20 protein-coding genes are annotated in these 22,168 nt (G+C 67.4%); 5 read left to right on the plus strand and 15 right to left on the minus strand.

Features of this window, described 5'->3' with window-relative positions; genetic code table 11:
- Nucleotides 1-54 precede the first annotated feature (54 nt).
- From secF to FIV50_RS09015, 7 genes are all read right to left on the minus strand, one after another.
- On the minus strand, nucleotides 55-1,044 hold the full coding sequence (secF, locus tag FIV50_RS08985) for a protein translocase subunit SecF (protein WP_140037143.1): 990 nt from the start codon (nucleotides 1,042-1,044) through the stop codon (nucleotides 55-57).
- Complete coding sequence (gene secD, locus FIV50_RS08990; RefSeq protein ID WP_140037144.1) at nucleotides 1,044-2,792, minus strand: protein translocase subunit SecD; 1,749 nt, start codon at nucleotides 2,790-2,792, stop codon at nucleotides 1,044-1,046. Before secD ends, secF begins: the two co-directional genes overlap by 1 nt.
- 52 nt (nucleotides 2,793-2,844) lie before the next feature.
- Entirely contained in the window at nucleotides 2,845-3,252 is a 408-nt protein-coding gene (locus FIV50_RS08995; RefSeq protein WP_308810368.1) for a preprotein translocase subunit YajC, read from the minus strand.
- Nucleotides 3,253-3,325: 73 nt separating this feature from the next.
- Nucleotides 3,326-4,351 (minus strand): Holliday junction branch migration DNA helicase RuvB, encoded by a 1,026-nt coding sequence (ruvB, locus tag FIV50_RS09000; protein ID WP_140037145.1) that lies wholly within the window; start codon nucleotides 4,349-4,351, stop codon nucleotides 3,326-3,328.
- Nucleotides 4,344-4,949, minus strand: coding sequence for a Holliday junction branch migration protein RuvA (gene ruvA, locus FIV50_RS09005; protein ID WP_140037146.1), 606 nt, complete (start codon nucleotides 4,947-4,949; stop codon nucleotides 4,344-4,346). Before ruvA ends, ruvB begins: the two co-directional genes overlap by 8 nt.
- A 9-nt stretch (nucleotides 4,950-4,958) precedes the next feature.
- On the minus strand, nucleotides 4,959-5,543 hold the full coding sequence (ruvC, locus tag FIV50_RS09010; protein WP_140037147.1) for a crossover junction endodeoxyribonuclease RuvC: 585 nt from the start codon (nucleotides 5,541-5,543) through the stop codon (nucleotides 4,959-4,961).
- Nucleotides 5,544-5,588: 45 nt separating this feature from the next.
- Complete coding sequence (locus FIV50_RS09015) at nucleotides 5,589-6,350, minus strand: YebC/PmpR family DNA-binding transcriptional regulator (RefSeq protein ID WP_140038704.1); 762 nt, start codon at nucleotides 6,348-6,350, stop codon at nucleotides 5,589-5,591.
- A 176-nt stretch (nucleotides 6,351-6,526) separates the two neighbouring features.
- Between FIV50_RS09015 and FIV50_RS09020 the strand changes: the two genes are divergently transcribed.
- Nucleotides 6,527-7,906: a pyridoxal phosphate-dependent decarboxylase family protein gene (locus FIV50_RS09020; RefSeq protein ID WP_140037148.1), complete on the plus strand. Its 1,380-nt coding sequence runs from the start codon at nucleotides 6,527-6,529 to the stop codon at nucleotides 7,904-7,906.
- A gap of 15 nt (nucleotides 7,907-7,921) precedes the next feature.
- On the opposite strand, the gene FIV50_RS09025 is transcribed toward FIV50_RS09020, so the two are convergent.
- The 5 genes from FIV50_RS09025 to pdxS form a co-directional block, all read right to left on the minus strand.
- Entirely contained in the window at nucleotides 7,922-11,281 is a 3,360-nt protein-coding gene (locus FIV50_RS09025; RefSeq protein ID WP_140038705.1) for an ATP-binding protein, read from the minus strand.
- The gene (locus tag FIV50_RS09030; protein WP_140037149.1) at nucleotides 11,278-11,937 is read right to left on the minus strand and encodes a DUF4194 domain-containing protein; all 660 of its coding nucleotides are present in this window, start codon (nucleotides 11,935-11,937) and stop codon (nucleotides 11,278-11,280) included. Before FIV50_RS09030 ends, FIV50_RS09025 begins: the two co-directional genes overlap by 4 nt.
- Nucleotides 11,930-13,393 carry a DUF3375 domain-containing protein gene (locus FIV50_RS09035; RefSeq protein ID WP_140037150.1) on the minus strand — a complete coding sequence of 488 codons (1,464 nt, stop codon included), beginning with the start codon at nucleotides 13,391-13,393 and terminating at the stop codon, nucleotides 11,930-11,932. Before FIV50_RS09035 ends, FIV50_RS09030 begins: the two co-directional genes overlap by 8 nt.
- Nucleotides 13,394-13,467: 74 nt before the next feature.
- Nucleotides 13,468-14,070, minus strand: a complete 603-nt coding sequence (gene pdxT, locus FIV50_RS09040) for a pyridoxal 5'-phosphate synthase glutaminase subunit PdxT (protein WP_258184195.1) — start codon at nucleotides 14,068-14,070, stop codon at nucleotides 13,468-13,470.
- Nucleotides 14,060-14,953, minus strand: coding sequence for a pyridoxal 5'-phosphate synthase lyase subunit PdxS (gene pdxS / locus FIV50_RS09045; protein WP_140037152.1), 894 nt, complete (start codon nucleotides 14,951-14,953; stop codon nucleotides 14,060-14,062). Before pdxS ends, pdxT begins: the two co-directional genes overlap by 11 nt.
- 113 nt (nucleotides 14,954-15,066) lie before the next feature.
- On the opposite strand from pdxS, the gene FIV50_RS09050 reads away from it, so the two are divergent.
- Both FIV50_RS09050 and pdxY read left to right on the plus strand, forming a co-directional pair.
- On the plus strand, nucleotides 15,067-16,374 hold the full coding sequence (locus FIV50_RS09050) for an aminotransferase class I/II-fold pyridoxal phosphate-dependent enzyme (protein WP_140037153.1): 1,308 nt from the start codon (nucleotides 15,067-15,069) through the stop codon (nucleotides 16,372-16,374).
- Between the two features lie 46 nt (nucleotides 16,375-16,420).
- Nucleotides 16,421-17,272, plus strand: a complete 852-nt coding sequence (pdxY, locus tag FIV50_RS09055; RefSeq protein ID WP_140037154.1) for a pyridoxal kinase PdxY — start codon at nucleotides 16,421-16,423, stop codon at nucleotides 17,270-17,272.
- A gap of 6 nt (nucleotides 17,273-17,278) precedes the next feature.
- Here the strand turns inward: pdxY and FIV50_RS09060 are convergent, their stop codons facing one another.
- The 3 genes from FIV50_RS09060 to FIV50_RS09070 form a co-directional block, all read right to left on the minus strand.
- Nucleotides 17,279-17,827 (minus strand): HIT family protein, encoded by a 549-nt coding sequence (locus FIV50_RS09060; RefSeq protein ID WP_140037155.1) that lies wholly within the window; start codon nucleotides 17,825-17,827, stop codon nucleotides 17,279-17,281.
- Entirely contained in the window at nucleotides 17,824-19,749 is a 1,926-nt protein-coding gene (thrS, locus tag FIV50_RS09065; protein WP_258184489.1) for a threonine--tRNA ligase, read from the minus strand. Before thrS ends, FIV50_RS09060 begins: the two co-directional genes overlap by 4 nt.
- A 120-nt stretch (nucleotides 19,750-19,869) precedes the next feature.
- Nucleotides 19,870-20,229 carry a YnfA family protein gene (locus tag FIV50_RS09070; RefSeq protein ID WP_140037157.1) on the minus strand — a complete coding sequence of 120 codons (360 nt, stop codon included), beginning with the start codon at nucleotides 20,227-20,229 and terminating at the stop codon, nucleotides 19,870-19,872.
- A gap of 90 nt (nucleotides 20,230-20,319) precedes the next feature.
- Between FIV50_RS09070 and FIV50_RS09075 the strand changes: the two genes are divergently transcribed.
- Both FIV50_RS09075 and FIV50_RS09080 read left to right on the plus strand, forming a co-directional pair.
- The gene (locus tag FIV50_RS09075) at nucleotides 20,320-20,739 is read left to right on the plus strand and encodes a DoxX family protein (protein ID WP_140037158.1); all 420 of its coding nucleotides are present in this window, start codon (nucleotides 20,320-20,322) and stop codon (nucleotides 20,737-20,739) included.
- Between the two features lie 56 nt (nucleotides 20,740-20,795).
- A complete protein-coding gene (locus tag FIV50_RS09080; protein ID WP_140037159.1) occupies nucleotides 20,796-22,145 on the plus strand; it encodes a cryptochrome/photolyase family protein in 1,350 nt (449 codons plus the stop codon).
- The last annotated feature ends 23 nt before the right edge of the window (nucleotides 22,146-22,168 follow it).

The following is a 22,168-nucleotide window of genomic DNA, read 5'->3' on the forward strand; positions in this document are numbered from 1 at the left end:
ATCACAACAGCTTACGCGTGCTCTGCGGGGTGCGGCCCCGCTGAGCGGGGACTATCAGGCCTCTGCAGCGGCGAGGCTTCGCGCCTCGCGGATCTTCGCGTCTCGCGCAGCGATCTGCGGCTCGTTCTCGCGGAAGAACGAGTACAGCGGAGCCGCCACGAACAACGTCGAATACGTCGCAACGAGAATGCCGACGAAGATCGAGAGCGAGATGTCGGTCAGAGACTCCGCACCGAGCCAGAAGGCGCCGATGAAGAGCACCGCTCCGACGGGCAGAGCGGCCACGACCGAGGTGTTGATCGATCGGATGAGCGTCTGGTTCACCGCGAGGTTGACCGATTCGCCGAACGTCCGAGAGGAGTTCTCGCCGTCTTCGGTCGTATTCTCCCTGATCTTGTCGAACACCACCGTGGTGTCGTACAGCGAGTAGGCGAGGATCGTCAGGAATCCGATCACCGCCGGAGGCGAGATCTCGAAACCGGCAAGGGCGTAGACGCCGACAGTGATGACGAGCACGTCGAGAAGGCCGACGATCGCAGCGGCCGACATCTTCCAGGTGCGGAAGTAGATGGCGAGGATGAGGAAGGTCAGGGCGAGGAAGATCGCAAGGCCCCACAACGACTGCTTGGTGACGTTCTCGCCCCAGGCCGGGCCGATGAACGACGACGTCACACTGTCTGGTGCCACTCCGAACGCATCAGCCAGGGCGTTGGAGACCTGCTGGGTCTCGTCTGCGCCCATCTGGTCGGTCTGCACGCGGATGTCGCTGCCGTTGATGACGACGACCTTGGTCGCCGCACCCGGCACGACGGACTGCACGGCGTCGGTCGCGGTCTGCTGATCGGTGCTGTCGGGCGCCTGCACAGTGAACTGCGACCCACCGGTGAACTCGATGGAGAACTGGATCGGGCGGAAGAGGGGCACCAGCGCCGAGCCGACGACCAGCACGATCGCGATGATGAACCACAGGCGACGCTTGGCGACGAACGGGAAGGACGTCTTTCCCGTGTAGAGGTTGTTGCCGAACTCATTCATGGAAGCCATCAGGCGTCCCCCTCGCTTCCGGTGCGGCTGGATCTGTCACCGGCTAGTGCTTCGGCGCGCTTGCGCTCCGCGATGGTCTGACGGCGCTCGGCTTCACCCTTGGCCCTGGAGTTCTTCGCGCCTCGGCCCGCCGTCACGGTCGACACCTGACGGAACTGCGATCGGCTGCGGTACACGGCGCCCAACGATTCGGGATCGAGACCCGAGAGCTTGTGCCCGCCGCCGAAGAACTTCGTGCGGGCGAGCAGCTGCATGACCGGGTGGGTGAAGATCACGAAGATGAACACGTCGATGAGGGTCGTCAGCCCCAGCGTGAAGGCGAAGCCCTTCACCGTGGAGTCCGCGAGGATGTACAGCACGACGGCGGCAAGGATGTTGATGGACTTCGAGATGTAGATCGTGCGCTTGGCTCTGCCCCAGCCGTCCTCGACCGCCGAGGTGATCGACTTGCCGTCGCGGAGCTCGTCTCGGATTCTCTCGAAGTAGACGATGAACGAGTCGGCGGTGAAGCCGATCGAGACGATGAGGCCTGCGACACCGGCGAGCGACAGACGGAACCCGAGTCGCCACGCCAGGATGCAGATGATGACGTAGGTCAGCACCGCCATCACGGCGATGGATGCGATGATCACGGTTCCAAGCGCTCGATACACGATCAGCGAGTAGATGGCGACGAGAGCGAGACCGATGAGTCCCGCGATGAGGCCGATCTGGAGCTGCTGGGTACCCAGGGTCGCCGAGATCGTGTCGGAGCTCTGCACCTCGAAGCTCAGCGGCAGCGCGCCGAACTTCAGCTGGTCGGCCAGGGCGGTCGCCGACTCCTGAGTGAAGTCGCCCGAGATGCTGGGGCGACCGTCGAGGATCTGCCCGTTCATCCGCGGTGCGCTGATGACGGACCCGTCGAGGACGAAGGCGAACTGATCACGCGGCGAGAGCTCGGCCAGGCGGTTCTGGTTGAGACGAGTGCTGACCTCGCCGAACGCCTCGGCCCCATCGGCGTTCATCGTGAGCTGCACGTTCCATGCGCCGGACTGCGGATCGCGGCCCGCGGTGGCGTCGGTGATCGCGTCGCCGGTCAGCTCGGTCGGGCCGAGCAGGTACTTCGCCTGGCCGGTGGGATCGCACGCGACCAGAGGCTCGTCCTGGGGCGCGTTCGAAGGGTCATTCTCGGGGTTCGCGCAGTCGTAGGCCTGGAACTCCGCAGCCAGCCGGTCTGTCACCCACGCGAGGTCGCTCGCGTCGGTCGGCTCGACCGTCGGCGTCGCGTTCAGCGAGTCGTCCGGGGTCGGGTACGGCGTCTCGTTGCCGTCTTCACCGACGTACTGGTTCGTCCCGGCGGTGGTGGCGAGCACCGGACGGAACTCGAGCTGTGCGCTCGACTGGATGCGCGCACGCGTCTGCTCGTCGGCCACACCCGGGATCTGGACCACGATGTTGCGGCCACCCTCGGTGGTGATGTCGGCCTCGGCCACGCCCGACGCATCGACGCGCTGGCGGATGATCGACGCCGCCTGATCGAGCTGCTCCGACGAGGGTGCAGCTCCGTCTTCGGTCTCCGCACTCAGGACGATCTGCGTGCCGCCCTGCAGGTCGAGTGCGAGCTCAGGAGCCCACGAGCTCGCCGCCTCCCCGTTGCTGTCCTTGAAGACGTGGACACCGAGGGCGTTGATGCCGAAGAGGACGCCCGTCACCAGGAGCAGGCCCATGAGGACCCGCCAGGCATGACGGACCGGGGAAGAAGTGGCCACGTGTGATCAGCTTTCTAAGTTGCCGGAGTGCCGAAGTGGTGCAGCGCGAAGGCTACTTGTCGTCGGCGTCGCGCTCGAGACGGCGACGGGTCTCTTCGGTCGTCTCGATGCCAGGAGCGTCGTCGACGATGGGAGCCTCGTCGATCACGACGACCGAGTCGTCAGCATCCTCGACGACGGCGTCCTTGGGCTCAACGATGCGCAGGATCGCCTGGCTGTGCACCTCGATGACCGTGCCGGGCGCGATCTCGACGAGCGCGGGCGAGTCGAGGTCGTCATGGTCGTACGCCACGATCGTGCCGTAGATGCCGCCCTGCATGAGCACCTTGACGCCGGGAACGGTCTTGGAGGCCTTCTCCTCCTGCTCCGCCTTCATCTGCTTCTGGCGCTTGCGTCCGTTGACGAACATGAAGACGACGAGCACGGCGAGAAGGCCGAAGAGGAGGATTTCCATGGGCATGGTGGCGAAGGGCCTTTCTCAGGTGCGCGCACAAAAACGGGCGCGCAGTTCTATCGGGGGAAGTCTTCAGTGATTATAGGTCATCAAGACGAAGCGCCCCGTCGGGGTGCGCGATGCCGAGGTGGGCGTAGGCCTCCGGCATGGCCACTCGACCACGCGGTGTGCGGCCGAGGAATCCGATGCGCACGAGGTACGGCTCGACCACGCTCTCGACGGTCTCGGCCTCTTCGCCGACCGCGACCGCGAGCGTGCTGAGTCCGACAGGACCGCCGCGGAAGCGACGCACGAGTGCCTCGAGCACGGCTCGGTCGAGGCGGTCGAGGCCGATCGGGTCGACGTCGTAGAGTTCGAGCGCGGCCTGGACGCCGTGCAGCGAAGCCTCACCGCCGCCATGGACGAGCGCATAGTCGCGCACTCGTCGGAGCAGGCGGTTCGCGATTCGAGGTGTACCCCGCGATCTGCGCGCGATCTCAGAGAGCGAATCGTGGGGCAGATCGACGCGCAGCATCAGAGCGGAGCGAGCGATGACGCGCTCGAGCTCCGGCTCGTCGTAGAACTCGAGGTGGCCGGTGAAGCCGAAGCGGTCTCGCAGCGGGTTGGGGAGCAGGCCGGAGCGAGTGGTCGCGCCGACGAGCGTGAACGGGGCCAAATCGAGCGGGATGCTGGTCGCGCCCGCACCCTTGCCGACCATGATGTCGATGCGGAAGTCCTCCATCGCGAGGTACAGCATCTCCTCCGCCGAGCGTGCCATGCGATGGATCTCGTCGATGAACAGCACCTCACCCGGCACGAGACTCGAGAGCAGGGCGGCAAGGTCGCCCGCGTGCTGGATCGCCGGTCCGCTCGAGAGTCGCAGCGGGCGTTCGCTCTCGTGCGCCACGATCATCGCCAGCGTGGTCTTGCCGAGTCCTGGAGGACCCGCGAGCAGGATGTGGTCGGGTGGGCGGTTCTGGATGCGAGCGGCATCGAGCAGAAGCTGGAGCTGTCCACGCACCTTCTGCTGACCGACGAACTCACCCAGGCTCGTGGGGCGTAGAGCGCCCTCGATGGCGAGCTCCGTGTCGTCAGACGGCTCGGCAGCGTCGCGGACGTCAGACACGTGCAGGCCCCAGGAGAGCGAGGGTGCGGCGCAGCAGCGGCGCTACGGCCGCTCGCTCTGCCTCCGAAGCCTCGGCGGCCGTCTGCGCGGCGGCATCGGCGGCGACCTTCTCGGACCAGCCGAGACCCACGAGCGCAGCGGTGACCTGGCCGACGACATCGACCGGACCGGCCTTCGTCGGCTTCGACCCGGCGCCGACAGGGTGCACCTTGCCTGCGAGCTGGAGGACGATGAGCTTGGCCGTCTTCGGTCCGATCCCGGAGACACGTCGGAACGGCGCGTCGTCCTCACCGGTCACAGCCTCCGCGATCTGGTCGACGGTGAGGTGCGAGAGCACACCGAGCGCCGACTTCGGCCCGACGCCGGTCACGCTGATGAGCAGTCCGAAGATCTCGAGCTCGCTGCGATCGGCGAAGCCGAACAGGGACAACGAGTCTTCGCGGACGATCAGGCTCGTGTGCAACAGCAGCTTCTCGCCGACGGCCGCTGTGTGTGCCACATCGGCCGGAACGGCGACAGAGAATCCGACGCCGCCGACGTCGATGATGACCTGATCGGCGGTCGAGTGGAGGACAGCGCCGTGCAGCGAGGAGATCATCCGACCAGCCTACGCACCGGATCGTAGATATGTTCGAGCGACACGCTCCGCGTCAGCCCACGCCTTCTGCGCCGGCGTCAGCGCGTCCTGCCCTGGCGCGCCGACGGCTCCGCGTCGCCATGCGTGGCAGAGCGCGATCGCCAGGGCGTCTGCGGCATCGGGCGGTTGCGGAGGTGCGTCCAGGCGCAGGATGCGCGCGATCATCGCCTGCACCTGGCGCTTGTCGGCCGAGCCGTAGCCGGTCACGGCGGCCTTCACCTCGCTCGGAGTGTGCGTCGCCGCAGGAAGACCGGCCTCGGCCGCGAGCAGCAGTGCCACTCCGCTCGCCTGCGCGGTGCCCATGACGGTGTGGGTGTTCTGCTGTGCGAACACACGCTCGACCGCGACGGCATCCGGACGATGGGTCTCGATCACCTCGCGGATGCCGGCGGCGACCAGCGCGAGCCTCTCACCGATCGGCAGATCGGGCGCAGAGCGGATGACTCCGACGTGCACCAGCGTGCCACGACGGGCTCGATCCACGTCGACCACCCCGACGCCGCATCGAGTGAGACCCGGGTCGATGCCGAGCACGCGAAGCGAGGAGGAGGTCACTCCCCCAGGCTAAGCGTCGCGTCGAAGGGTGAGGCGTCGGCGCGCCTAGGCGTCGTCGTTCTCGAGCTCGGCCTGCACCTCGGCGGTGAGGTCGAAGTTCGTGAAGACGTTCTGGACGTCCTCGCTGTCTTCGAGCGCATCGATGAGGCGGAAGATCTTGCGCGCGGTGTCGGCGTCGATCTCGACCTTGAGGTTCGGAACGAACTCGACGTCGGCGGACTCGTAGTCGATTCCCGCCTCCTGAAGGGCGCTGCGCACGGTGACGAGATCGGTGGCCTCGGTGATGATCTCGAAGCCCTCGGCGTGCGGCTCGATCTCCTCTGCGCCCGCCTCGAGAGCGGCCATCATCACGTCGTCTTCGGTGGTGCCCTCGGAGCCGACCACGATGACGCCCTTGCGGCTGAAGTTGTAGGCCACGCTGCCGGGGTCTGCCAGCGTTCCGCCGTTGCGACTGAGGGCGGTGCGCACTTCGGCGGCCGCACGGTTCTTGTTGTCGGTCAGACACTCGATCATCATGGCGACGCCGTTGGGGCCGTATCCTTCATACATGATCGAGGTGTACTCGACGGCCTCGCCACCGATACCCGCCCCGCGCTTCACCGCGCGGTCGATGTTGTCCTTCGGGACCGAGGTCTTCTTCGCTTTCTGAACGGCGTCGAAGAGGGTGGGGTTGCCCTGCATATCGGCTCCGCCGAGCTTGGCGGCGACCTCGATGTTCTTGATGAGCTTGGCCCAGGACTTCGCGCGCCTGGAGTCGATGATGGCCTTCTTGTGCTTCGTGGTGGCCCACTTGGAATGCCCGGACATAATTCTCCGCTCGTCGTATCCGCCGTGGGCACTGCCCAGGGCGTCGTCCATTCTATCGAACCACGCCCCCGCTCCGTGGCTGCACAAGCGCCGACGGGCTCCGGTCGCCCACTCGTGGCGTCGATCCGCACGGCATCCCTCTGGTGTGAGGACAGCCGCGGGTGTAGTCCTGACTCATGGACCACAGTGTCGACGATGACAGGATCCGCGGATTGGACGCCGCTCACCGCGCGGCACTCGAGTTCCTCGGATCACTCGAGGAGAGACCGGTGTGGCCGCGCTCGACCCTCTCCGAGATGCTCGACGCGTTCGGCGGGCCTTTGCCTGCAGAGGGCATGGACGCGGAGGATGTCATCGACGAGATCGTCTCGCGCGCCGATCCGGGCCTCGTGGCGATTCCCGGCGGACGCTTCTTCGGGTTCGTGATCGGCGGCACACACCCCGCCGCTCTCGCCGCCGACTGGCTCGTATCGGCGTGGGACCAGAACTCGGGTTCAGCTCTGCTCACTCCGACCACCGTCGCATTGGAGCGTGTAGCCGGACGATGGATGCTCGACGTTCTCGGCCTACCCGAATCCGCGAGCGTCGGATTCGTCACGGGCGGTCAGATGGCGAACTTCACCTGCCTCGCGACCGCACGCAACGCCGTGCTCGCCCGAGCCGACTGGGACCTCAGCGAAAAGGGTCTTCGCGGGTCCCCTCCGCTCCGCTTCGTCGTGGGCGCCGACCGTCACGGATCGATCGATCGGGCAGCACGCTTCCTCGGGATCGGCCGCAGCGAGATCACCGTCGTCGAATCCGATGCACAGGGCCGCATGCGCCCGGATGAGCTGCGCAGAGCCCTCGCGGACGGCGCAGGACCGACCGTCGTCTGTCTTCAGGCCGGCGAAGTGCACACCGGCGCATTCGATGACTTCGCCTCACTCGTGCCGATCGCTCACGAACACGGCGCCTGGGTGCACATCGACGGGGCATTCGGGCTGTGGGCCGCGGCCTCCGAATCGCTGCGACCGCTCACGGCAGGCATGTCCGGTGCCGACTCCTGGGCGACCGATGCGCACAAGACCCTCAACGTGCCGTACGACTGCGGCATGGCGATCGTCCGCGACCCGGCCGACTCGATCGCCGCGTTCCGCACCGGGGGCGACTATCTCATCTACACGAGCCTGGATCCATGGGATGTCACCCCCGAGCTGTCACGTCGAGCGCGAGGTGTTCCCGCCTGGGCGGCGATGCGCAGCCTCGGGCGAGACGGCATCGCGCGTCTGCTCGACGGACTTCACGAGAACGCGGTGGCGATGGCCGAGGGGCTCGCCTCGATCGACGGCATCCGGATCCTCAACGAGGTGGACTACACGCAGGTCATGTTCCGGCTCGAACAGGACGATGCGACGCGGGCGTTGGGTGACGCCGTGCTCGCCGAGGGTACAGCCGCTCTGACCGGCGCCGAGTGGCGAGGTCGCGCAGCGCTGCGCTGCTCGATGTCGTCGTGGGCGACCACCCGAAACGACATCGACCGCACCGTCACCGCGATCCGGACTCTCGTGTCGGGCTGATTAGCCCCGCCCCGATCACTCGCCCCCGGTCGGGAGACCCACCTTCGGCCGGGCCCACGAGCGACCGCGGGTGTCCTTCAGGATGTCGTACTCCACATCGACGTGCGGTTCGATCGCGCTGTACTTGTCGTTCGGCGCACCGATCACGAGCTGGAACCCGAGACCCCGCCACGCGCCGATCGCACGCTTCGTGAAATGCGCGTCCGCCTTGATCAGTGCCTCGTCCATGAACACCGGCGCGTACCGCGGACGCTCCGCGCCCGCATCGCCGAGCTGATATCGCAGCGCCGCGCCCACGATGAACGCGACGAGCTCCTGCGACTCTCCACCCGACTTCTCGCCGATGTGATCGTAGAGCGCGACGTGCTCGCGCGTCGTGGCATGGATCCGCTCCGCACTCACCCGCACATGGTTGCGCACGTCGATGAGCTCGGCGAAGTCCGGCGCCGTCCGCCGCATCCGACCGATGAGGCGGCTCATCCTCCGGTAGACGCTCTCGCGATCGGCGTCCGTCTCGGCGGCGTCGATGAGGCTGCGCACCTCACGCAGCTCCTTGCGGAATCGCCTGCGCGCTTCCGACTGGTTCTCGCGTGGCGTGATCTGAAGGCGGTGTTCATCGTCGTAGAACGGCAGCTCCTCCATGATCCTGTTGATCGGGTCGATGCGGTTCTTGATCTCGCGCAGCGAGCGGCCGAGCGTCGAGTCCAGACTCGTCAGATCGTTTCCGGACAGCTTGAGAAGGCTGTCCCGCCACTCGGACTCCAGTTCGTGCAGGCCGTTGGTCTCCAGCGCATCGAGGATCCCCTCGAACTCGGCGACCGACTCGTCGGGGTCGGGCAGGATCGTGAGGGTGTCCCAGCGCTCGAGGAACCCGGTCATCAGGCGTCGCATCTGCTCGCGCTGATCCGCGTGCGCCGTGGCCGCCGACGTGCGGTCCTCGAGCAGCCTGGTCGCCGCGGTGCGCAATGCGGAGTCGAGGTGGGCGAGCCGTTCTGACGCGGTGACGCTGACAGCCGCGTCCGCACCGAGGAAGCGCGCGTCGAGGAACGAACGATGCCGCTCCTCGAGCGCGATCTCCGCCGCCTCGGCCGCATCGACGATCCTCTGACAGTCGTCGACCTGGTCGGTCACGTCCACCCAACGGTCCTGGGCGAGGGTCAGGTCGCCCCCGAGACGGGAGCTCTCGTCCCGCAGACGACTCGCCCGCTTCCTCAGCTCGTCAGCCTGAGAACGCAGTTCCGCGATCTTCGGGTTCTCGTCGGTGACCTCCGCCTCGACCGCGAGCCATCGTTCGCGCTCCGCCGAGACGGCCTCGACATCGATCTGCTCCCAGGTGAGGTCCTCGATCTTCGCATGTGCCTTCGCGGTGGCCTCGATGCGGTCGAGGGCCGACTCCGCTGACTCGGCCGCCGCGGCCGCCGCATCCCGTCGCATCTCGAGCTCGGCGATCTGCTCGTCGAGTTCCCGCAGACGGCGCGCGTTCGAGAACCCGAGCATGTTCGCGCGGCCATGCCCGCCGTGGGACCCCCGGTCTCCCTGCGACACCTGCCCGGTGAGCGTCAGAGCACGGGGATGCTGGGCGAGCTCGGCCGTCGAGTCGACGCACACGTACGCGAACCGCTCGCGGAGTCGCTGCTGAAGCCACCCGGTGAACGGCGTCGACCTGTGATCGAGACGGCCGGGAAGGGTTCGAGGGTCGGCCGTCCGAGACTCGGCGAGACCGGTGTGCACACCCTCGTAGGTGATCCGCTCCGCGGTGCGCACCGAGTCGATGGCGGTGCGGAACCGAGGGAGGTTAGAGACGTCGATCAGCAGCGTCCGCGCGAACCCGCCGAGTGCCAGATTGAACGCTTCCCGCCACGGCTCGAACTCGGTGCGCACCTCGATCAGCTCCCCGACGAAGGGCAGATCCGTCGGGGCGAGCCCGGCGGCCTGAGCGAGCAGGGCTCTCGACTCGTGCAGATGTGCGGGGATGCTCCCCCGCAGGTCTCGGGTGCGGTCGCGCTCGGCACGCACCTGCGCGAGCTCGGTCTCCACCGCTCTGCGTGCGGACTCGGCGTCGGCGAAGTCCGCGCGGGCGCCTCGGATCCCGGCCTGCGGCAGTTCCTGACCGACACGGGTGAGCAGGCTCTCGAACTGGGACGCGTCGTTCACCTCGGCGCCGAGCTCGCCGGCGACCGCGTCGAAACGCGCCCGCTCGCGCTGAACGTCTTCGAGGCGGCGCTCGACGCCCCGCAGCTCTCGCTGAGCGGTCTCGAGACGATCGCCTCCGGACTGTCGCAGGACATCGAGAAGCCCTTCGCGCTCGACCTCCGCGGCGGTGATGAGGGCGTTCTTCTCGCGCACGGCCAGCCGGAGCGCCTGGGTCCGGTCGCGCAGTTCCGTCTCCACCTCACGCAGCAGGTCGAGACGACGCTCGGCGCTCCACAGCGCCGCGAGCGAGGTCGGCTCAGAGAAGACACCGACCTCATCCACGACCCGCATCCGCTCCGAGGCCTCTTCGATCCGCTGCGAGATCCCGCGGATTGGCTCGAGAGCCGCCACCTGCTGCTTGGCGACCAGCATCCGCGTGCGAGTGCTCTCGAGCTCATCGAAGTGAGCGACCACCGCGTCCGCGGTCGTCATCGTCTCGGGCTCTTCGAGCACGAGCTTCTTGTACAGGTCGTCCACAGTGGTGATCTGCTGCCCCGCCTGGATGCGGGCGAGAAGACTGATCGCCTTCGCGCCGGAGCCGGCCGCGCCTATGCCGAGCACGGCGTGCAGCCGTGCCGAGAACTCGCGATCGGTCGCGACCGGATCCAACCCGACGGCGCGCACCGAAGTGTCGCTGAGGCGGTGAACCGCGGCGCGCTCGAGCTGCGTGAGGTCGAACGTGCCGTCGACCGTCGCTCGCAGCCTCGCCGTGTCCTCGAGCGTTCGGGCATCCGCAGGGATGTACCACCCGCGCACCGCCGTGAAGCGCGATCCGTCGTGGTCCAACCAGGTCATCGAGACGGCGCTCCACGTGTCCTCGCCGTCGCCGCGCAGCACACGGAGCTTCGTGCCCTCGTCGGTGCGGGACTCGTCGATCTTGCCGCGCCCGTACGACAGGATGTTCCGCTGCTCCTCCCCGCGCGGACGCCCGGTGACGCCACCGTTGGAGGCACCGTTGAACGGAGTGGTGTGCGGCATCATCAGGGCGATGTAGCCGTCCATGAGCGTGGACTTGCCCGAGCCCGATCCGCCGCACAGCAGGGTGGCATCCGGTGAGAACCGCACGCGGTGCGGCCCGCCGTCGTAACCGCCCCAGTTGATGAGCTGCAGCTCCTCGGCGACCCACTGCTGGCCGCGAGAGCTCGCGGGGATCATCCCGAAGAGCGTGTCCATCATCGTCATCGCGCCACCGCCGACTGGGCTCGCAGCCACTCCCGCAGCTCCTTGAGGGTCTCGGCACTGAGCACCACCTCGACGAGCGCGGTGATCCGATACCGTCCGCTGGTCTCCTCCTGCACGATGCCCTCTCTGTCCAGCCTGTCCAATGCGCTGCGAATCGCCCTCTGCTGCTTCGCGGTTCCCCCGTCGGCATCGGCGAAGTAGCTCAGGACGGTCTGCTCGACGTCCTCGATGTCGATCCGCACCGAGCCCTCGCCGGATGCGGACTCGCGCTGGTAGACGGTTCGCAGGTGCACCAGCACGAGCGTCTCGGCACGCGAATACGGCGAGTCCTTCAGCAGCACGGGCATCTCGACCTCGTCGGAGCGCAGCTGCTGTTTGTACGCGAACCCTCGTGCGTGATCGATGATCAGCCGCAGGTAGATGTCATTGAGCCGCGACTCGATCACGTGCTGGTGCTCGATCAGCAGCGTCCACTCGCGCCGGTTGCGCTCCATCGAGATGAAGCGGCGCTGGAGGAGGTGCACGAGCACACGCCTGATCTCCGGATCGAGCGTGCCGCGGTCACCCGGGAAGTGCGCCTCGAGGTCGTCCTCCATCGCGGTGGGGGCGATGAAACCCTCGTCAGCGACGGCCGTCGTGAGGTCGTCGTCACTCATCTGCATCCTCTTTCGTGCTGCGGGCGATCACGGTGCCGAAAGCGAAACGGCGAGTCGTCCCGTCAGGCCTCAGGGCTTCGACCGTCGAGATGCCATCGCCGTCCGTGAGGCCGTTCCGGTGCGCGATCTCGAGCAGTCCGAGGAGATCGACGGGGCGTCGAGCCGCGTCAGGAACCGCCCGGAACGCCTTGGCGAGATCGAACTCCGCACCGAGTCCGGCGACGTACTCCTCGAGCTCGGCGTACCTCGGACCACCCCAGGCACGCGTGTCGTGGTCGAGGAAGTCGACGTCGTCGGCATCCGTGAGCGGGGCGGGAGCTCGCGGCGGGCGGATGTCGCTGGTCGTCTGACGGAGATGCCCGAGGTCGACGAGCGGCATGCTGCGCACCGGATCGACGACCGTGGCCGGCTCTGACCAGCCGTGGAGCCCTGCGATGACGTCTCGCAGAAGGTCGTCGATCTGACGATCCCGCAGCGGATCGTGGGTCTTCACCTGACCGGTGATCACGTGCGAGGCACGGCGCTGAGCGGCCAGCACCTCTTCCACTCCCAGTTCGACGCGGCGGGCGATCGCATCGAGCTCGGCACGCTGCGAGCCGTCGAGCATGCGCGCGAAGGGCTGGTCGAGAAGCTCACGAAGCTGCTCGGTGAGGGCATCGATGCGCTCGGGGTCGCCGATCAGGCGCAGGGCTCCTGCGAAGGCACGCCCCTCCGGGGTCGACTGCATCACGTCCTGGGCGCGTTGGAGATACTCGCGCAGCACCTCGCTCGTCGGCCTCTCATCCCTCCGAAGGTGAGCGACGACATCGCGTTGCATGGCCCGGAGCGACTCAGCCACTCGGGTGAAATCGGCCGGCAGCTCACGCGCCAGATGAAGGACGTTCTCCGCTTCCTCGAGGAGTTCCTCGTCATCTACAGGCACCGCGTGACCGGATTCCTGGATTCGCGCGATCTCGGCGTCGATGATGTCGCGCTCCGCCTGCAGCCGGGAGAGGCGACGAACCGGATCGACCTCGGCGCTGACGGAGAGATGTTCCACGGCGTCGAGCAGGGTGCGCACCCGGGAGTTCGACACCCGCGTCCGCCCGCCGCCGGTGCGGCCAGATATCTCGAGCGCGGCGACGGCGTGCGCCGACAGACGATAGACCTCGACGTCGTCGTCGATCTGTTGGATCAGCCACCCCAGGCGCACCCAGCTGCGGCATACGTCGCGTCCGCTCCCCGACGGCAGCTTCCTGTCGTCCTCGTCGCGCCCCGCCGCGCGGAGCTCGTCGAGCACCTCGGCCATTTCGGCGTGCGCATCCGCTACCGCCACCGACGCCCGGTCAGCGTTGAACAGCAGGGTGAGCGACGCCACGACGAACGGGGCGAATCGACCGTGCAGAAGGTCGAGCGTCGGGGTGCTGAATGCGGTGATGGCGCGCGCGTACGCGGCCTCAGCCCTGGATCCAGTCACTCGAAAGAGAATAGTCCGACCTGGGACCCCGACTCGTCATGCGCAGGTGCATGGCGGGTCGCCCTGGATAGACGTCATCGACCGCTGCGGTCTCCGACACGCTCGAGGAACATCTCATGGAAGCGCGTCTCGCCGTCGACCTCGGGGTGGAAGCTGGTTCCGAGGAGCGCCCCGTGCCGCACTGCGACGATCCCACCGTCGGGCAGCGTCGCGAGCACCTCGACGTCGGGACCGACCCGCTCGACGATCGGAGCGCGGATGAATGTCGCGTGCACCGGGAGCTCCCCCAGCGCCGGAACGTCGAGCGGAATCTCGAAGGAATCCGTCTGTCGCCCGAAGGCATTGCGGCGCACCGCGATGTCCATGCCGCCGAACGACTGCTGGCCCTCAATGCCGTCGAGCACCTCGTCTGCGAGCAGGATCAACCCGGCGCACGTGCCGTACACCGGAAGCCCCGCGGCGATCGCGGCACGGATCGGCTCCTGCATCCCGAAGGTGCGAGAGAGCTTGTCGATCACGCTGGACTCGCCACCGGGGATCACGAGCCCGTCGACGACCGCGAGCTCTTCGGGGCGACGCACCAGCACCGTTTCGGCGCCGAGTCCGGCCAGCAGGGCGGCGTGCTCGCGCACATCGCCCTGCAACGCGAGCACCCCGACCCGTGGGCTACCAGCCACGCTCGGCCAGGCGGTGCGGTGCGGGGAGGTCGGAGACGTTGATGCCCACCATCGCCTCGCCGAGACCGCGTGAGACCTCAGCGATGACCTTCGCGTCATCGAAGAACGTGGTCGCCTTGACGATCGCCTTGGCGCGCTCTGCAGGGTTTCCCGACTTGAAGATGCCGGATCCGACGAACACGCCGTCGGCGCCGAGCTGCATCATCATCGCGGCATCTGCGGGCGTCGCGACACCGCCGGCGACGAACAGCACGACGGGCAGCTTGCCGGTCTCGGCGATCTCGGCCACGAGCTCGTAAGGTGCCTGCAGCTCCTTCGCAGCGACGAACAGCTCGTCCTTCGGCAGTGCGGTGAGCGCGGCGATCTCGCCGCGGATCTTGCGGATGTGCTTCATCGCCTCGGAGACATCGCCGGTGCCGGCCTCGCCCTTGGAACGGATCATGGCAGCACCCTCGTTGATCCGGCGGAGCGCCTCACCGAGGTTCGTGGCACCGCAGACGAACGGCACGTTGAAGCCCTGCTTGTCGATGTGGTTCACGTAGTCGGCGGGCGACAGCACCTCGGACTCGTCGATGTAGTCGACACCGAGCTCCTGCAGCACCTGCGCCTCGACGAAGTGGCCGATGCGCGCCTTGGCCATCACAGGAATCGAGACCGAAGCGATGATGCTGTCGATCATGTCGGGGTCGCTCATGCGCGAGACGCCACCCTGGGCACGGATGTCAGCGGGAACCCGCTCGAGGGCCATCACGGCGACAGCGCCGGCATCCTCGGCGATCTTCGCCTGGTCGGCGGTGACGACGTCCATGATCACCCCGCCCTTGAGCATCTCAGCGAGACCGCGCTTGACGCGCGAGGATCCGGTGGTGGTCTGTTCGGTCATGAGAGCTCCTGTCGGGGAAGCACGATGTGCATGGCTGTCGAAACGATGTCTCGTTTGATCTAGGCCAAACAGTAGCACTGTCCGGGACGACCTAGAATCGGACGTGAGGACTCATGAGCGACCAGATCACCGGAACGACCGCAGCGGACATCGCCGACAGCGTGCGAGGGCTGCGCGATCGCGGAGTCCTGCGCGCAGGGAGCCCTCTTCCACCTGTTCGTGAGCTCGCTGCGACGCTCGGTGTCAATCGCAACACCGCCGTCGCCGCCTACCGGCAGCTCGCCCAGGCGGGCATCGTCATCTCGCGCGGTCGCGCGGGCACCGTCATCACGGGTCTGGAGGCCGTCGCCCAGGAGGGCTACGCGTCCGACACGGTGCTGCGCGACGTCGGCACCGGCAACCCCGACCCCCGGCTGATCCCCGATCCGTCGCACGCGCTCGCCACGGTCGCCGGGCGACCCGTGCTCTATGGAGAACCCGTGATCGACCGTGGTCTCGAGCAGTGGGCGCAGCAGTGGATCACGAACGACATCGGACACCTCGACTTCCGCATCACCGTGACCAGCGGCGCAGTCGATGCGGTCGAGCGTCTTCTCGCGCAGGCCCTGATGCGCGATGACGCCGTCGCGCTCGAAGACCCCTGCTTCCTGGCCAGCATCCACACGGTGCGTCTCGGCGGATACCGCGCCGTGCCGGTGCCCGTCGACGACGAGGGCATGACCGTTCAGGGACTCCGCGACGCATTGGATGCCGGCATCCGCGCCGTGATCTGCACCCCGCGTGCCCAGAATCCGACCGGCGCGAGCCTCACAGCCACGCGCGCCGCCGAGCTGCGCGCCGTGCTCGTCGACCACCCCTATGTGCTGATCATCGAGGACGACCACTTCTCGATGCTGTCCCATCGGCCGTACGAGTCGCTGATCGGCCCGGAGCACCGACGGTTCGCCCTCGTGCGCTCGGTCTCGAAGTTCCTGGGACCCGACATGTGCCTCGCGATCGCCGCGACGGACGCGACCACGGCCGAGCGCCTCGCCATGCGGCTCAGCCCCGGCACCACCTGGGTCAGCCACCTGCTGCAGCGCCTCACTCTGACCCAGCTGACCGACGAATCGGTCGTCTCACGGATCGCCGAGGCCCGCGAGCATTACGCCGCGAGGAACACCGCGTTCGCCACCCGTCTGCGTGAGGAGGGACTCGACTCCCCCGCCACCGACGGACTCAGCCTGTGGGTGCAGCTTCCGAAACCGGCGAGGGTCGTCGCCGAACGACTGATGCGACGCGGATGGCTGGCGCGCACGGGAGACGATTTCGCCCTCGATGAGCGGGCCGAACCCTCACACCACCTGCGCCTCACCGTGCACGACCTGTCGGACGACGACGCGGAGACGCTCGTCGCCGACCTCGTCGCGGCCGTGCGATGATCACCCGCCGCGGGATCCTTCCCGCCCTCACTGAAAGGATCGGAGAATGAAGATCCTCTCCATCCAGTCCGCCGTCGCGTACGGCCATGTCGGAAACTCCGCCGCAGTCTTCCCGCTGCAGCGCATCGGCGTCGAGGTTCTCCCGGTCTACACGGTGAACTTCTCGAACCACACCGGCTACGGCGCCTGGCGCGGACCCCTGATCGATCCGAACGACGTGCGTGAGGTCATCACGGGCATCGAGGAGCGCGGCGTCTTCGGCGAGATCGACGCGGTGCTCAGCGGCTATCAGGGCGGCGAGGGCATCGGCGATGTGATCATCGATGCCGTCGCACGGGTCAAAGCGGCCAACCCCGAAGCCGTGTACGCGTGCGACCCGGTGATGGGCAACGCGAAGTCCGGATGCTTCGTCGCACCGGCCATCCCGATCCTCCTGCGCGAGAAGGTCGTGCCGGCCGCCGACATCATCACTCCGAACCAGTTCGAGCTCGGCTTCCTCACCGACACCGAGCCCGACACGCTCGAGTCCACTCTGGCCTCGGTCGACCTCGCGATGGCCATGGGACCGCGCACGGTGCTCGTCACGAGCGTCGAGCGCCCCGACCGCGAAGAGGGCACCATCGAGATGCTCGTCGCCGACCCGACCGGCGCCTGGATCGTGCAGACACCGCGTCTGCCGATGAAGGCCAACGGCTCGGGTGACGTGACCGCGGCCCTCTTCACGGCGCACTATGTCGCGACTGGCGACGCCAAGACGGCGCTCGAGCGCACGGCATCCAGCGTCTTCGATCTGCTCGCCGCGACCCTCGAGTCCGGTGCACGCGAACTGCAGCTCGTCGAGGCGCAGGAGTTCTACGCGAACCCGCGAATGCAGTTCACCGCACGACAGGTGCGCTGAACCGCATCAGCCCTTCGGCCACGCGTTCGCGACAGCCTCGCGGACCTCGCCGAGCAGCTGTGGCAGCGCCTTGGTCTTCGCGATGATCGGGAAGAAGTTGGCGTCCGACGTCCACCGCGGCACGATGTGCTGGTGCAGGTGGCCGTCGACGCCCGCTCCCGCGACGGCGCCCTGGTTCATACCGAGGTTGAAGCCGTCACAGCGCGACACCTCCCGGAGCACCCGCATGCCGATCTGGGTCAGCTCACCGATTTCCGCGACCTCTTCCGGCGTCGCCTGGTCGTAGGTCGCGATGTGGCGATACGGGCAGACCAGCATATGTCCCGAGTTGTAGGGGAACAGGTTGAGCAGCACGTAGGCCGTCTCTCCGCGTGCGACGATCAGCCGCTCGGCATCCGGGAACTTCGGAGCCTCGCAGAACGGGCACTCCTCGCGCAACGGCTCCGGCCCGGCCTGGATGTAGGCCATGCGGTGCGGGGTCCACAGACGCTGGAACTCGTCGGGGACGCCGGCGAACTCGCCGGCGTCCTCCCACGGCTCCGAGGGCGTCGTCACGCCAGGTCCCCTGCTGTCTGCACGAGCGTGTGCGCATCGATCGCGGCGCGGATGCGAGAGACGGCGTCGGTGATCGGCACGCCGTTCTCCTGCGTGCCGTCGCGGTAGCGGAACGAGACGGTGCCGGCATCGCGGTCCTTCTCCCCCGCGATCAGCAGCAGCGGAACCTTGCCGGTCGTGTGCGTGCGGATCTTCTTCTGCATCCGGTCGTCCGAGGAATCGAGCTCGGCGCGCACGCCCGAGTCACGCAGCGTGGTGATGATGTCGCCGAGGTAGTCGGAGAACTCGTCTGCGACGGGGATGCCGACGACCTGCACCGGCGACAGCCACACCGGGAAGTCCCCGGCGTAGTGCTCGAGCAGGATCGCGAAGAACCGCTCGATCGAGCCGAACAGCGCACGGTGGATCATGATCGGACGCTTCTTCTGGCCGTCCTTGTCCATGTACTCGAGCTCGAAGCGCTCAGGAAGGTTCGGGTCGACCTGCACCGTCGACAGCTGCCAGGTGCGGCCGATCGCATCGCGCGTCTTCAGGTCGATCTTGGGGCCGTAGAACGCAGCCTCGCCCGGCACCTCGGTGAGCTTCAGACCGGATGCCACGGCGACGCGCCGCAGAGCATCGGTCGAGGAGTCCCAGAACTCGTCGGATCCGATCCACTTCGACTTCTCGTCGTCCTTCATCGACAGCTCGAGCTCGAAGTCGGTCAGGCCGAAGTCGCGGAGCATCGACAGGATGAACTCGAGGACCTTGGAGACCTCGGCCTCGAGCTGATCGGGGGTCACGAAGAGGTGCGAGTCGTCCTGGGTGAAGCCGCGCACGCGAGTGAGACCGTGCAGCGCGCCGGACAGCTCGTTGCGGTACACGGTGCCGTTCTCGGCGAAGCGCAACGGCAGGTCGCGGTAGCTGCGTGCACGCTCCTTGTAGATCAGGATGTGCATCGGGCAGTTCATGGGCTTCAGGTAGTAGTCCTGACCCTGCTTGGTGATGTTGCCCTCGTCGTCGCGCTCCTCGTCCATGACGATCGGCGGGTACATGCCCTCCTTGTACGTGACGAGGTGGTTCGAGGTGAGGAAGAGGTCTTCCTTCGAGATGTGCGGGGTGTAGACGTAGGTGTAGCCGCCCTCGATGTGGCGCTTGCGCGCGTGCTGCTCCATCTCGCCGCGCACGATGCCGCCGCGGGGGTGCCAGACAGAGAGACCCGAGCCGATCTCCTCGGGGAACGAGAACAGATCGAGTTCCTTGCCCAGTCGGCGGTGGTCGCGCTTGGCGGCCTCCTCGAGGCGGTGCTGGTACTCGCGCAGCTCGTCCTTCGACGGCCATGCCGTGCCGTAGATGCGCTGCAGCTGCGGGTTCTTCTCGCTGCCTCGCCAGTAGGCGGCGGCGATGCGGGTGAGATCCCAGCCGTTGCCGATCATGCGCGTGTTGGGCAGGTGCGGCCCGCGACAGAGGTCCTTCCAGACGACCTCACCGTCGCGGGTCGTGTTGTCATAGATCGTGAGTTCGCCCTCACCGACCTCGACCGAGGCGCCCTCGGCCGCTTCCTTACCGCCCTTGAGGCCGATGAGCTCGAGCTTGAACGGCTCGTCGGCGAGCTCAGCTCGTGCCTCGTCGTCGGTGACGACGCGGCGCACGAAGCGCTGGCCCTCACGCACGATGCGCTGCATCTCCTTCGTGATGGCCTTGATGTCTTCGGGGGTGAACGGCGTCTCGACACCGAAGTCGTAGTAGAAGCCGTCGGTGATGGGCGGCCCGATGCCGAGGTTCGCCTGCGGGTTGATCCGCTGCACCGCCTGCGCGAGCACGTGCGCAGCCGAGTGGCGGAGGATGTTCAGCCCGTCGGGGCTGTCGATCGTCACCGGCTCGACCTCGTCGGCATCCGTCACTGTAGCGGCGAGATCCTTGAGGGTTCCGTTGACGCGCATCGCGACGACTGAACGGTCAGAGAACAGGGCGAAGCCGTCTTTCGGCTGGGCATTTTCAGGCACTGCACACTCCATCTGGTCTGGATCTAGGCTACTCGCATGCCCGGGGGCGATTGACCGCTACAGCGTCGCGTCCGACGCCGTGTTCGCCGCCGTCGGAGCGAGGATGATGATCGCGGCTCCGACCAGCGCGATCGCCGAGCCGACCCAGTCCCACACCGTCGGCTTGAAGCCGTCGACGATGATCCCCCAGGCCAGAGAGCCCGCGATGAAGACGCCGCCGTATGAGGCCAGCACGCGACCGAAGTTCGCGTCGGGTTGCAGCGCCGCGACGAACCCGTATGCGCCCAGGGCCATGACTCCGAGCACCGCGAACACCCAGCCCCTGTTCTCCTTGACGGCCTGCCAGATGAGCCAGGCCCCGCCGATCTCGGCGACGGCGGCGAGCACGAACAGGATGCTGATGCGCAGGACGGTCATGGTGTCCAGTGTGGCGCAGGGGGGTCAGGATGCGGCAGCACGCGCGACGTCATCAGACGGCATCCAAAGCCGTCGGGGTAGCGTGAGCAGATGATCAGAGCACTGGCGCGTTGGATCCTCGCACTCGCCCTCGGGGCGATCGGCATCGTCCATTTCGTGAGCACCCGTGGCTTCAGGGTCGTCGTGCCGGACTGGGCCACGAACGCCACGCGCCTCGATAAGGACGCGATCGTGATCGCCTCAGGAGCCGCTGAGGTCGCTCTCGCGGTCGGGCTGCTCGCCCTTCCGAAGGAGAGACGCCGCATAGGCGTCGCGACCGCCGCGTTCTTCGTCGCCGTGTTCCCCGGGAACGTGCACCAGTGGCGCACTCACCGGTCGACGCCGGGGCTCGACACCGAGGCTCGTCGTTTCGGACGCCTCTTCCTCCAGCCGCTCCTGGTGCTGTGGGCTCTGTGGTCGACCGCCGAGCTCGCTCCCGCGCGGAGGCGACCGGGGCGCCGTACCCGCTGACCTCCCAGGCGCGCAAGCCCGCCCACCAGTTCGATCACTCGGGCGAGAATGGAGCCATGCCCTCTCCTTCACTCGTCTGGCTCCGTGACGACCTTCGGCTCGCCGACAATCCGGCGCTGAGGGCGGCGATCGATCGCGGCGAGCCTCTGGTCGTGCTGTACGTCCTCGACGTGGAGTCCCCCGGCATCCGACCGCTGGGCGGTGCTGCGCGCTGGTGGCTGCACCATTCCCTCGCATCGTTGAGCGAACGAGTGCAGGAGCTGGGCGCATCGCTTGTCCTCCGGCGTGGTCCTGCCGAGCGCGTCGTGCGCGAGACGGTCACCGACACGGGAGCCACAGCCGTGTTCTGGAACCGGCGCTATGGCGGTGCTGAACGCGATATCGACACGAGCCTGAAGACGTCATTGCGCGCCGACGGACGCGAGGTGACGTCGTTCCAGGCATCGCTGCTGCACGAGCCGTGGACGGTGAAGACCGGCAGCGGCACCCACTTCTCGGTGTTCACCCCTTTCTGGCGCGCCTGCCTCGCGCTCCCCACGCCCCGAGCGCCGCTCCCCACGCCGCGAAGCCTCGACGGAGTCGCTCGCCCGCCGGCCTCAGATGACCTCGACGACTGGAACCTGCTGCCCACTCGTCCTGACTGGGCAGGAGGACTGCGCGAGACCTGGGAGCCTGGCGAGCTCGCAGCGCGCGCCCGGCTGCACTCCTTCCTGCACGACGACATCGGGTCGTACGACCGCGCCCGTGATGAGCCGTCGGCCGGTGCCACCTCTCTGCTCTCACCTCGCCTCCGCTGGGGCGAGCTCAGCCCTTTCACCGTCTGGCATGAGGCGGTCGACGCCGACGGCGCCGCAGGCTTCCTCTCGGAGCTCGGCTGGCGCGAGTTCGCCTGGCACACGACGTTCCACTCCCCCGACTTGGCGACCGTCAATCTGCGTCGTCAGTTCGATGCATTCCCGTGGCCGCCGCTCGATCCGGCGCAGCTCGACGCCTGGCAACACGGCGACACCGGCGTGCCTCTCGTGGATGCCGGAATGCGCGAACTCTGGCACACGGGCTTCATGCACAATCGGGTGCGCATGGTCACGGCGTCGTTCCTCGTGAAGAACCTGCTCATCGACTGGCGTCGCGGCGAGGAGTGGTTCTGGGACACGCTCGTCGACGCCGACGGCGCGAGCAACCCGTTCAACTGGCAGTGGGTGGCAGGATCGGGCGCTGACGCCGCGCCGTACTTCCGGGTCTTCAACCCGGAACTGCAGGCGAAGAAGTTCGACCCGCAAGCTCTGTACATTTCGCAGTGGGCATCGGATGCTCCAACAGAGCCGATCGTCGATCTCGCCGCCACGCGCAAAGCGGCGCTCGCCGCGTACGACGTCGTAAAGCGTTCGTCCCAGCCGACCTCATGATCGCGGTGTGAGCGGGTCGTTGG

Origin of the sequence: Microbacterium foliorum (assembly GCF_006385575.1) — a bacterium.
Taxonomy (GTDB): Bacteria; Actinomycetota; Actinomycetes; order Actinomycetales; family Microbacteriaceae; genus Microbacterium; species Microbacterium foliorum_B.

Coding starts and splice junctions, on each gene's coding strand:
- secF (WP_140037143.1), bottom strand. CDS start 1,044: ATGGCTTCCATGAATGAGTTCGGCAACAACCTCTACACGGGAAAGACG.
- FIV50_RS08995 (WP_308810368.1), bottom strand. CDS start 3,252: ATGCCCATGGAAATCCTCCTCTTCGGCCTTCTCGCCGTGCTCGTCGTC.
- ruvA (WP_140037146.1), bottom strand. CDS start 4,949: ATGATCTCCTCGCTGCACGGCGCTGTCCTCCACTCGACCGCCGATCAG.
- FIV50_RS09015 (WP_140038704.1), bottom strand. CDS start 6,350: ATGTCCGGGCATTCCAAGTGGGCCACCACGAAGCACAAGAAGGCCATC.
- FIV50_RS09020 (WP_140037148.1), top strand. CDS start 6,527: ATGGACCACAGTGTCGACGATGACAGGATCCGCGGATTGGACGCCGCT.
- FIV50_RS09025 (WP_140038705.1), bottom strand. CDS start 11,281: ATGACGATGATGGACACGCTCTTCGGGATGATCCCCGCGAGCTCTCGC.
- FIV50_RS09030 (WP_140037149.1), bottom strand. CDS start 11,937: ATGAGTGACGACGACCTCACGACGGCCGTCGCTGACGAGGGTTTCATC.
- pdxS (WP_140037152.1), bottom strand. CDS start 14,953: ATGACCGAACAGACCACCACCGGATCCTCGCGCGTCAAGCGCGGTCTC.
- FIV50_RS09050 (WP_140037153.1), top strand. CDS start 15,067: ATGAGCGACCAGATCACCGGAACGACCGCAGCGGACATCGCCGACAGC.
- pdxY (WP_140037154.1), top strand. CDS start 16,421: ATGAAGATCCTCTCCATCCAGTCCGCCGTCGCGTACGGCCATGTCGGA.
- thrS (WP_258184489.1), bottom strand. CDS start 19,749: ATGCGCGTCAACGGAACCCTCAAGGATCTCGCCGCTACAGTGACGGAT.
- FIV50_RS09070 (WP_140037157.1), bottom strand. CDS start 20,229: ATGACCGTCCTGCGCATCAGCATCCTGTTCGTGCTCGCCGCCGTCGCC.
- FIV50_RS09075 (WP_140037158.1), top strand. CDS start 20,320: ATGATCAGAGCACTGGCGCGTTGGATCCTCGCACTCGCCCTCGGGGCG.
- FIV50_RS09080 (WP_140037159.1), top strand. CDS start 20,796: ATGCCCTCTCCTTCACTCGTCTGGCTCCGTGACGACCTTCGGCTCGCC.